The organism is Rugosimonospora africana, from assembly GCF_016862975.1.
Lineage (GTDB): Bacteria > Actinomycetota > Actinomycetes > Mycobacteriales > Micromonosporaceae > Rugosimonospora > Rugosimonospora africana.
The window spans coordinates 1-9,917 of sequence record NZ_BONZ01000143.1 but is presented as its reverse complement, the minus strand read 5'-3'; the positions used below and the strand labels follow the sequence as shown (position 1 = coordinate 9,917).

Annotated in this window: 8 protein-coding genes and 1 pseudogene; 5 read left to right on the top strand and 4 right to left on the bottom strand. The window is 70.1% G+C overall.

The window, feature by feature from the left end; all coding sequences use genetic code 11:
* Window positions 1–541: 541 nt before the first annotated feature.
* From Raf01_RS48535 to Raf01_RS48525, 3 genes and pseudogenes are all read left to right on the top strand, one after another.
* Window positions 542–856 (top strand): annotated as a pseudogene (locus Raf01_RS48535) (transposase); the annotation flags it as partial.
* A gap of 208 nt (window positions 857–1,064) precedes the next feature.
* Entirely contained in the window at window positions 1,065–2,036 is a 972-nt protein-coding gene (locus Raf01_RS48530; RefSeq protein ID WP_203924975.1) for a phosphotransferase, read from the top strand.
* A 37-nt stretch (window positions 2,037–2,073) separates the two neighbouring features.
* The gene (locus Raf01_RS48525; RefSeq protein ID WP_203924977.1) at window positions 2,074–2,712 is read left to right on the top strand and encodes a LysR substrate-binding domain-containing protein; all 639 of its coding nucleotides are present in this window, start codon (window positions 2,074–2,076) and stop codon (window positions 2,710–2,712) included.
* A 55-nt stretch (window positions 2,713–2,767) separates the two neighbouring features.
* Here the strand turns inward: Raf01_RS48525 and Raf01_RS48520 are convergent, their stop codons facing one another.
* Entirely contained in the window at window positions 2,768–3,487 is a 720-nt protein-coding gene (locus Raf01_RS48520) for a response regulator transcription factor (protein WP_203924974.1), read from the bottom strand.
* Window positions 3,484–4,665, bottom strand: a complete 1,182-nt coding sequence (locus Raf01_RS48515) for a sensor histidine kinase (protein WP_203924973.1) — start codon at window positions 4,663–4,665, stop codon at window positions 3,484–3,486. The genes Raf01_RS48520 and Raf01_RS48515 overlap by 4 nt, the downstream gene beginning before the upstream one ends.
* Window positions 4,666–4,847: 182 nt before the next feature.
* On the opposite strand from Raf01_RS48515, the gene Raf01_RS48510 reads away from it, so the two are divergent.
* The gene (locus Raf01_RS48510) at window positions 4,848–6,485 is read left to right on the top strand and encodes an alpha/beta hydrolase domain-containing protein (RefSeq protein WP_203924972.1); all 1,638 of its coding nucleotides are present in this window, start codon (window positions 4,848–4,850) and stop codon (window positions 6,483–6,485) included.
* 746 nt (window positions 6,486–7,231) lie between these two features.
* Here the strand turns inward: Raf01_RS48510 and Raf01_RS48505 are convergent.
* Both Raf01_RS48505 and Raf01_RS48500 read right to left on the bottom strand, forming a co-directional pair.
* Window positions 7,232–7,975 carry an ArsR/SmtB family transcription factor gene (locus Raf01_RS48505; RefSeq protein WP_203924971.1) on the bottom strand — a complete coding sequence of 248 codons (744 nt, stop codon included), beginning with the start codon at window positions 7,973–7,975 and terminating at the stop codon, window positions 7,232–7,234.
* Entirely contained in the window at window positions 7,972–9,375 is a 1,404-nt protein-coding gene (locus Raf01_RS48500; protein ID WP_203924970.1) for an MFS transporter, read from the bottom strand. The genes Raf01_RS48505 and Raf01_RS48500 overlap by 4 nt, the downstream gene beginning before the upstream one ends.
* 39 nt (window positions 9,376–9,414) lie before the next feature.
* On the opposite strand from Raf01_RS48500, the gene Raf01_RS48495 reads away from it, so the two are divergent.
* Window positions 9,415–9,732 (top strand): Dyp-type peroxidase domain-containing protein, encoded by a 318-nt coding sequence (locus Raf01_RS48495; RefSeq protein WP_203924976.1) that lies wholly within the window; start codon window positions 9,415–9,417, stop codon window positions 9,730–9,732.
* Window positions 9,733–9,917 lie beyond the last annotated feature (185 nt).

Sequence of the window (9,917 nt, the reverse complement as noted above, 5' to 3'; positions counted from 1 at the left end):
CCTTCGGGGTGCCGCAGTTCGGGTGGTACCCGTGGCTGGTGCCGGCCCCGGTCGCGGTAGCCGTGTCGGTGGCGGCGGTCGCGATCACCGTCTGGCTCGGCCGCTTGCGGCCGCGACCGGTCCCTGCGCCCGAATGATCACCCGCCGGGCGTGCCGGCACACTCCGGCGACTGGTCTGGATCGTCGTGCGGCGCCGGATGCGCCGAGCCAGATCGGCCGGTCGGTACGCCCGGCTTCAGTGCAGGAGTACGGCAACGCCCAGCGCCAGAACACCGCAGAACCGCCGGGCCGTGGTGGTGCAGGCGCCGACGGCGAGTGCGACGGTGGCGCATGTCTCGGCTGCGGCAGTTTTCGGCGGGGCTGCGCGGTCGCTGCCGGCTCAGCTGGCTTGGCCCTGGCCGGCCAGCCGATGGTGATCTGTGGCGAGACCGCCCCCGACGGACACGACCGTTGGTCGTTGCTGCACTGATCCTGGTGTTCGTCGCCATCTTCAAGGACCAGCAGAGTGGCAGCATTTACTCGAACAGCTGCCCGGCCGGCGCATCTCGACGAAGCGCGGGAGGAGCCGCTGGCGTTTTTCGGTGTTCCGGCACGAGATCTGGCGTCAGATCCAAGATCCGGTCGAACAACCCGCAAGCGCCTGAACAAAGAGATCCGTGGCCGCACCGACGTGGTCGGCATCTTCCCCAACCGAGCGGCGATCATCCGCCTCGTCAGCGCCGTCCTGGCGGAGCAGACCGATGAGTGGACCGAGCAACGCCGTTACATGGGCATCGAACTACTGACCAAGGCCCGACTCACCCTCGTCGATAGCGACACTCCCTCCGACCCCGTCCCCGCGGCGATCGCCGCGTAACATCAACTCAGATCTTCCGGTGATCGTCTCTTACACCATCACCGCGGACGTGGCCGGCGTCGCTGAAAGGAACTCGCGCAGCTTCGAATACGTGCGGTGCGTCAGTTCACAGATCGGCGCAGTCGAGCCGGACGCGGTCGGACTTGTCGCGATACGGCTCGGAGAAAACACCTAGGGAACCCGTCGCAGAATGTGTCACGATCCTGGCGTGGTTCTGGCATCGGGTGTCCGTATCGGGTGGGCGGACCTGCCCGAGCGCGTGCGCAGCGCGGTCGAGGGGATCATTGGTGGTGGCGCTGTCGTCGAGGCTCGCTCCCAACCCGGCGGATTCTCGCCGGGCACAGCCGACCGAGTCCGTACCTGCACCGGCCGGCGTGCCTTCGTCAAGGCGGTCAGCCGCGAACTGAACGAACAGAGCCCCGAGCTGCACCGGCGGGAAGCACACGTCACCGCGGCGCTGCCAGCCACCGTACCCGCACCCCGCCTGCTCGGCTGTTACGACGACGCCATCTGGGTGGCCCTGGTGCTGCAAGACGTCGACGGGCACCACCCGGCCACCTCGTGGCGTCCACAGGAGCTGACCCGGGTCCTGGCGGCACTCGCCGACCTGGCCCGTGCGGCGATCCCGGACCCGCTGGCGGACCTGCCAACCGCTGCGCAGTCCCTCGCCGACGACTTCGGTGGGTGGCGACGCGTAGCGACCGATCCGCCGCCAGATCTGGATCCGTGGGTCGCCCGGCACCTCGACGAGCTGTGTGCCCTCGCCGACCGGGCCATGGCCGCCCTGGCCGGGGACAGCCTTGTGCACACCGACATCCGAGCCGACAACCTCCTGCTCGATTCTCACGGAACGGTCACCGTCGTTGACTGGCCGTGGACCTGTCGCGGGCCGGCCTGGCTGGATCGATTGCTGCTGCTGATCAACGTCCGGCTCTTCGGCGGCCACGACACTCAAGCCCTGCTGAACCAGTGCGCCGCAGACACCGACGCCGAGTCCGCAGACCTCATCGCCACCCTCGCCGCATTCGGCGGATACTTCGCCGACAGGGCTCGCCGGCCGTCACCTGCCGGCCTGCCGACGGTGCGCGCTTTTCAGCAGGCGCAAGCCGATGTCGTCCGCTCCTGGCTCCAGGAAGTCGGCCGCGTGAGGTCCGCGGCCAAACGCGGTTTCGGAATCTGATGTACGGGACGTTCGCGATGGGGCGTTCAGCCGGCCGCTGACGGTCGGCGCGACTCCGTCTCTGGCGGCCGGGATGGTACCCGCGGCGATCCGCTGCCTGCTGGATAAGGGCGGCCCTTTCCGGTGGAGCCTGTTGCCCGGGCTGAGCGCACAATTGCACGACCGGGTGATCGCTGGCGACCTTGACGTCGCCGTCGTCACCGACGCGCCGCCGGGGCTACCCGATGACCCACGTCTCGAGCGACGGTTCCTGGGGATGGATGAGATGGTTGTGGTGCTGCCCGTCGACCATCGGCAGGCCGGGCGCGGCCCGGTGCAGATCCAGATGCTTGCCGACCAGACCTGGGTCGAGGACAACGACGGCTCGGCCGCGCTGCTGCGCCAGCACGCAGCCCGGGCCGGAGTCACCACGCGTATCGACTTCACCGCGGCCGATCTGCCCGGCAAGATAGCCCTGGTCGCAACCGGGCACGCCATCGCCCTGATACCCGGGGTGCTGACCTGTGCGCTGCGGACCGACGTCACGACGGTGACGCTCGTCGATCATCCAACCCGCGGCATCTACATGATCACACCACGTCGCGCCCCACATCCCTGCGCAACGCCGCTGTTCGACCAACTGATGTCGGCAATCGACCCACGCCGACCCACCTCAGCCGTCAGCCGTCGAAGCTGACCGGTGCAGCCGAGCCGGCGGCGACCGCCGATCCGTAGGCGCTCGACCGGGTGGTTCAGGGCCGGGGACGTGGCGCGCGGGCCAGGCCGCTCTGGTAGGCGAGCACGACGAGTTGCGCGCGGTCGCGTGCGCCGAGCTTGGTCATGGCGTGGTTGGCGTGGGTCTTGACGGTGAGTGGGCTGAGCGTGAGCTGGCGGGCGATCTCCGTGTTGGACATCCCGTCAGCGACCAGGGCCACCACCTCGCGCTCGCGGTCGGTGAGGATGGCAAGCAGCGGTGAGGGGTGGACCGGCTCGTTGTCGTGCAGCGTGAGGTACCTGGTGATGAGGCCCCGGGTGGCGGACGGCGAGAGCAGCGCGTCGCCGCGGGCGACCGTGCGGATCGCGTCGATCAGGGTGTCCGGGCGTGCGCCCTTGCCGAGGAACCCGCTGGCCCCCGACCGCAGCGCCTCGAAGACGTACTCGTCGACCTCGAACGTGGTCAGGATCAGCACCCGTACCCCGGCGAGGCTGTCGTCAGCGGCGATCCGCCGGGTAGCGGCCAGCCCGTCGAGGCCCGGCATCCGGATGTCCATCAGGACGACGTCGGCACGTGCCTCGCGGGCGACCCGGACCGCGTCGTGGCCGGTGGCAGCCTCGCCCACCACCGTCAGCCCTGGCGCGCGGTCGATCACCAGCCGCAGGCCCGCGCGGATAAGGTCCTGGTCGTCGGCGAGGACCACGCGGGTCGGCGCCGTGGCGGAGGACGCCGGCGAGGCCGGCGCGGTACCGGTCACGAGCCCTCGATCCGGGCCGCTCGCAGCGGAAGCTCGGCGAAGACGCGGTAGCCTCCCTCGGGCCTCGGCCCTGCCGACAGCCGTCCGCCGAGGGCGGCCACCCGCTCTCGCATGCCCACGATGCCGTGGCCTTCGGGCACCCGCCGCCTGCCCGGGGGGTCCGCCTTCCCCTCGTCCTCGACCGCGAGCCTGAGCGCCCCGGGCTCGTACCCGAGCCGCACCACCGCGGTAGCGCAGTCCGCATGCTTGCGGGTGTTGGTCAGCGACTCCTGGATGACCCGGTAGGCGGTCAGCTCCACCGCCTCGGGCAACGGCCTGGCCCGGCCGGTCACCTCGCTGGTGACCCGCAGGCCCGCGCCGGCGAATGAGCAGATCAGCTCCTCGAGCTGGTCAAGTCCCGGCACCGGCTCGGCCGGCTCCGCCGCCTGCAGGCCAGGCTCGCGCAGCAGCCCGACGGTCAGCCGCAGGTCCTCGAGGGCTTCTTCGCTGGCTCGCTGGATGTGCGCGACCGACTCCCTGGCAGGTGTCCGGTCCTCGTCGTCGATCAGGCAGGCCAGCGCGCCGGCCTGCACGTTGATCAGGGCGACATGGTGCCCGACGGCGTCGTGCAGTTCCCGTGCGATCCGCAGCCGTTCCTCGGCGACGCGGCGGTTCGCCTCGTCCTCCCTGGCCTGCTCGGCGCGCCTGGCGCGCTGCTCGGCTTCGGCGACGTAGGCACGGTGGCTACGGGCCGCGAAGCCGGTGGTCACCGCCAGGGCTGCCCACAGCAGCACGACGAAGCCGGTGATACCGGGATGGGTGATGAGCGAGGTGGTGAAGAGCGCCGCCTTGACGGCGACGCCGACCGTAAGGGTCCGGCCCGGCCCGGAAGCCAGCGCGATCGAGTACAGCATGTAGAAAACCGCTGGCAGGGTCAGAGGGTAGGCCATGCCGTCCGCCATCAGCACCAGCGACCCGATGACGGCGACCGCCACGGTGCCGATCGGGAACCGCCGGCGCGCCATGAGGGCCGTGTAGACCACGACGGACACTGCCCAGTTCAGCGGCTGATGAGAACTCAACGCGTGCCGGACGTCGGCGGGGATCGTCACCACCGCGAACAGCACCATTGACATGATCGCCGAAGCCAGCAGCAGCTGCTGCCTGGCCATCAGCCTGCTCCAGGCACTCGCCCACATACCAGGACTGTAGGCAACCACCCTCGCCGTCCACCAGCCAGCTACTGCGAACGCAGTAGGCGAAGCCGCAAGCCGCACCAGATGGCGCGGTTGCGCCTTGGGTAGTCGCTACGGCTGGCCGACGACCGGGGCGGGCGCGGCGCCAGAGGATGAGCAACCGAACCGAAAGGAATGGAGGATCCATGTCCAGCCGTCCCATGCACAGGGCTCGTATGCACACGCTTGCCTGCCTGGCCGCCGCAGCCTCTGTGGTTGCCGCGGTCGCTGTGCTGCCCACTGACGCCGACGCCGTCACCGCCCGCCCGGCTCCGTCGGCGGCCACGCCCACCGTGAGCGGCCCGGTACCAGGCCCGATACCGGCCCAGTCGCCCGCGTTGGGCTCGCAAGTCTCGTCGATCACGCCGGCCGCGCTGGCCGCCTTCGGCTACACCCAGCAGGAATTCTTCGTCTCCGGGATGGCCAACGCATACGACTTCACCGCCGCACCGACCTCCGACGGCCGGTGGGCGGTAGCGGCTGTGCCCGGATCGCAAGCTGCGTACCGGACCCGGATAGAGGTCATGGCACCCAACGACAAGCACGCGTTTAGCGGCACGGTGGTCGTGGAGTGGGACAACGTCACCGGCGGGTTCAGCAGCCTGCCCGATTTCGTCTATGACCACGACCAGCCGCTTGAGGCCGGTGACATCTACGTCGCGGTGACGGCACAGTTCGTCGGAGTCCAGAACGCCAAGCTGAACAACCCGAAGCGCTACGGCAGCCTGGTCCAGCCAGGCGACAGCTACTCCTACGACATCTTCTCCCAGGCCGGCATGGCCGTACGGGCCGACTACCGACAACTGTTCGATGGCCTGCAACCCCGGTCCGTCCTGGCCGACGGCGAGTCCCAGTCCGCTGACCGGCTGGCCACCTACGTGGACGCGTTCGCCGGCCGCGACAACGTCTATGACGGGTATCTGCTCCACAGCCGGGCCGCCACGGGAACGCCGCTGCAGGAAGCGCCGGGAACGGCCATGGTCGCCGTCGGCCCCGATGGCGAACTGACTCCGACGTCGTTGCCCAACGGCAACACCGGTCTGGTCGACGTTCCGGTGCCGGCGATCCAGCGGATCCGCAGCGATCTCGCCCAGCCGGTGCTGCTGGCGCAAACCGAATCCGATGTCTACGGACCGCCCAACGGTTGGCTCGGCTATGGTCCGGCAACCCAGCCGGACTCGGCTGACTTCCGGCTCTGGGAGATCGCCGGTGCAGCCCATGCCGACGATTGCGTCACGAATGTGTGCGCAAGTGACACCGGCAACGTGGCGTCGGCTATTGCCCGCTTCGATGACATGCTCAACCCGCCAAGCTCATTCGGCGGGTTTCTGGACTGCGATTCTCCGATCAACACCGGGCAGGGGGGCTACGTGATGGAGGCGGCGCTGGCCCAACTGGCCCGCTGGGTCGAAACCGGTGGCGTCGGGACCGGCGTCCCGGCGAACTCCGCCCCGCTGTTTGCCGGCCAGCACGTCGGTGAGGGGCCAAACACCGTCGCACAACTCGACTCGCAGGGCAACATCATCGGCGGCGTCCGTACCCCGGCCGTCGATGTACCCGTAGCCACCGAGACCGGTGTAGCAACCAACACGCCGCTTCTCTGCGTAGCCGCCGGCACCTCGACACCCCTGACGGCAGCCACGCTGAGACGCCTCTACCCAACCCATCAGGAATTCGTTACCCGGTGGGTCATCGACACCCTACGGCTGGCCCACGAGGGTTACCTCACGCCCCGGGCCGCGACCAACCTCATCGCGGCCGCAGCAAGGTCCTCCAATCCCTAACCCCGGACCCTCATCGAGATGTGACCTTGTGACGGTCTTGTGACGTCCGAATAGGCGAAAGTGCCTGCCACGTAAGGGCGAATGGCGACTGCTACGTCGACCAGGGTCCCCCGCGAGCAGGCACTTTCGACATCGTGCGTGATGGGCGCGAAGTCGAAGGACAGTTGCGCTCCATCACGGACGTTGGTCAGTCCGGTGAGAACTTGATGTTGGCGCCGCCCGCGCCCGGTCCGGGCAGCACACCAAGTGCGATGGCCACGGTTACCGCGGCCGTCCGGTTCGGCCACTTGAGAGTTTTCGAAAGTCCGCGTCTGGTGGCTCTCCACGTTTGCCTCGTTGACGAACAGCCGCCGACCGGTGTCCAGACTGGACAGTCGTTTCGCGACACATCGCAACACCCGGCATTTCGCGCGCGGTAAGCGGAGCCCGGGCGCCGTTGCGTGGGGGGACCGGGGACGTGGTGAATCGGCGCGAGTCTGACGATGGCGAGTGACGTATGGCCAACTGCGCTGCCGATCGGTCGACACGTCGATGTCGACCCAGCGGTCACCCACGAGCCGATGCCGGCGCGCGTGCACACCCTCTGGCATCTGGCCCCGGGTAACGCTTCCGACCGCGCGACCGACCGACCGGAGCAAACCGGACCGGCCACGGCCGATGCCTTTGCCCAACAACGCGACCCGCTCCGGAGGTTGCGGGATACCGGCTCGCTCAAAAAGCCACACGCAGGTCCGATCCCGTGCTGCTCATCCGGCCTCGAGCACGAGACCGAAGGTCTCCTGGATCCCGGCCGCGCCGTCGGGCGTGATCCGCAGCGCCCGGTTCCCGGGCCGCTGCTCGACCCAGCCCGCCGCCAGGGCGTGGTCGCGCAGCGCGCGGCCGACCTGCCCGGCCAGATGGTGGCGGGTCTCGGTCCAGTCGACACAGTAGCGGACCAGCGGACGGCGGCCCCCTGGCAGGCACGCGCCCAGGTTGTCGAGGAAGTCCCGCCCGCTGCTGGTGAGCTGGTAGTCCACTTCGCGGCCGTACTCCGACGGCCGGTCGGCGCCAGCGCGGTCGGGGTCGTAGCGGCCATCCCCGCCGCACAGGAAGCCGCGGTCGAGCATGCTGCGCATGACCCCGACGCCGAGCTGCCCGGCCAGGTGGTCGTAGCAGGAGCGCGCCCGGCGGAGCTGGGCGGCTCGGGTGCTGGCCCGCAGCGAGGTGATGGGCTCGGGCGGGGCGAGTTCCATCAGCCGCTCCAGCACGTCGAATACGGCCGATCCGCCGAGCCGGTAGTACCGGCTCTTGCCCTCGGCGCGGACCGCGATCAGCCCGCCCTCGGTGAGCTTTTTCAGGTGGGCGCTGGCGGTCGGGCGGCTGACACCGGCTTCCTGCGCCAGGAGGCTGGCCGACAGCTCGCGTCCTGAGGACAGCGCGATCAGGATCCGGCTCCGGGCCCGGTCGGCGAGCAGCCCGCCGACCCGCGACAGGTCGACGTCCCCGTTCATGATCGACCCCCTCCAGGTCCGGCTCGGCGGTTCCGCGCCGTTGCCTCGACGGTACTCAGGAGCGCGACCGCACTGGCCGCTGCGGCGATGCCAAGGGCGACGGTGAAGCCGGTGCGCACGCCGCCGGCGTTGAGCACCGCCCCGAGCAGCGCCACGCCGATGGCCCCGCCGATCTGGCGCGCGGTGTTGAACGAGCCGCCGGCCAGCCCCGCATGGCGAGCAGGCGAGGCGTTGAGCGCGACCGACGTCATGGCGGGCATCGCGAGACAGCACAGGCCGATCACCGCGAGGCCGGTGACGATGAGGGCCGACGAGCCGGCCAGCCCGCCCGCCGCGGTGACGATCGCTCCGGCGCCAGCACACGTGAAGCCGAGCAGCATGGGACGGCGGGGCCCGGTAGCAGCCGCGATGAACCCGCCGCTGATCGCTGCGACGCCGACCACCACGGCCATCGGCAGCACGGCGAGCCCTCCTGCCAGCGCCGAGAGGCCGTAGGCCGACTGCAACGTCAGCGAGACGCACAGCAAGGCGCCGTACATCGCGAAGTTGAAGCAGAACCCGGTCACCAGCGACCAGCGGAACGAGACCGAGCCGGTGAGGCCGGCCGGCACGAGCGGGTTGGCGCTGCGCCGTTCGAGGCGCGTGAACAGCCAGCCGGCGACGATCCCGAGTGCCAGCGCGCCGACCGCTGTTGCCATCCGGCGCTCGCCGGCCTCGATGATGCCGGCGGTGAGCGAGGCGAGGGCGAGCGTGCCGAGCACAGTCCCGCCCGGATGGATCCGGCGGGCCTGCGGTCGGTCGCGAGGGCCGAGCACCGCGATGGTGCCACCGACCATGGCGGCCACGGGAAGGTTGATCCAGAAGATCGCCGGCCAGCTCGCGACGGTGATGAGCACCCCGCCGAGCAGCGGCCCGGAGGCGAAGCCCAGCGTGGCGATCCCGCCCCAGACCCCGAGCGCGCGGGACCGCTCGCGGGGCTCAGGGTAGAGCCCTGTGATCATCGCCAGCGATGCCGGGAACATGAGCGCCGCCCCGGCGCCCTGGGCAACGCGGGCGCCGATCAGCACCGGCCAGCCGTCGGCCAGCGCGGCCGCGGCCGAGGCGAGCCCGAAGAGCCCGAAACCCAGTAGGCATATGCGGCGGTGCCCATACCGGTCGCCGAGGGCGCCTGCGGTCAGCATGCAGGCGGCGAACGGGACGGCGTACCCGTCCACGGCCCACTGGGCCGCACTCACCCCGCCGCCGAGGTCGGTTCGCAGCGTCTGCAGGGCGACGTTGACGATGGTCGCGTCGAGCTGCACCAGCGCGAACGTCAGCGACAGGGCGACCAGCGTGACCGCTCGCTGCCGCCCGGCCCGGGAGATCTCCGTAGTTCGCTCAGCAAGATCATGGGACGCCATGCCTCCATAGTGGCCCGGCAATAGTTCGACGCCGGACGAATCGACCGAGGGCTACGCGAGTACGGCTCAGGCGTAATTAGAGCGCGTCCCGTAGATCATGGGACGGGGTCCGAGGTCGAGCCCGACGGGCTCACCGTCACGCTGTCCGTGGGCGCGAGCCTCTTCGACCACCGGTACGGGCTGGGCGAGCGGATCCCCGCCCGGCTGCGCACGATGCCGGACTTCCCCAACGACGCCCTGCGTCGCGATGTCTGCGACGGGGACCTCATGCTGCAGCTGCGCGCCGACCAGGCCCGACACGATGATCCACGCGATTACGGCGGGCTGACGTATCCCCAGCGCGCGTCGACGCGATAACGGTCCGCACGCGAGGTCTGCCCAGCGCTTTCACCCAGGCGTTGACGGTGCCCGGGCGTCGGGCCGGGGGCCACGACCGCGGTCGGGTCGCCGTTGACGTCGCGGCGATGCTCGCTGATGGCTCGAAGCGGCGTGGCTGGACCATGTGGGCGACGCCCAGCACGCTCTCGGTGACGAGAACGCCG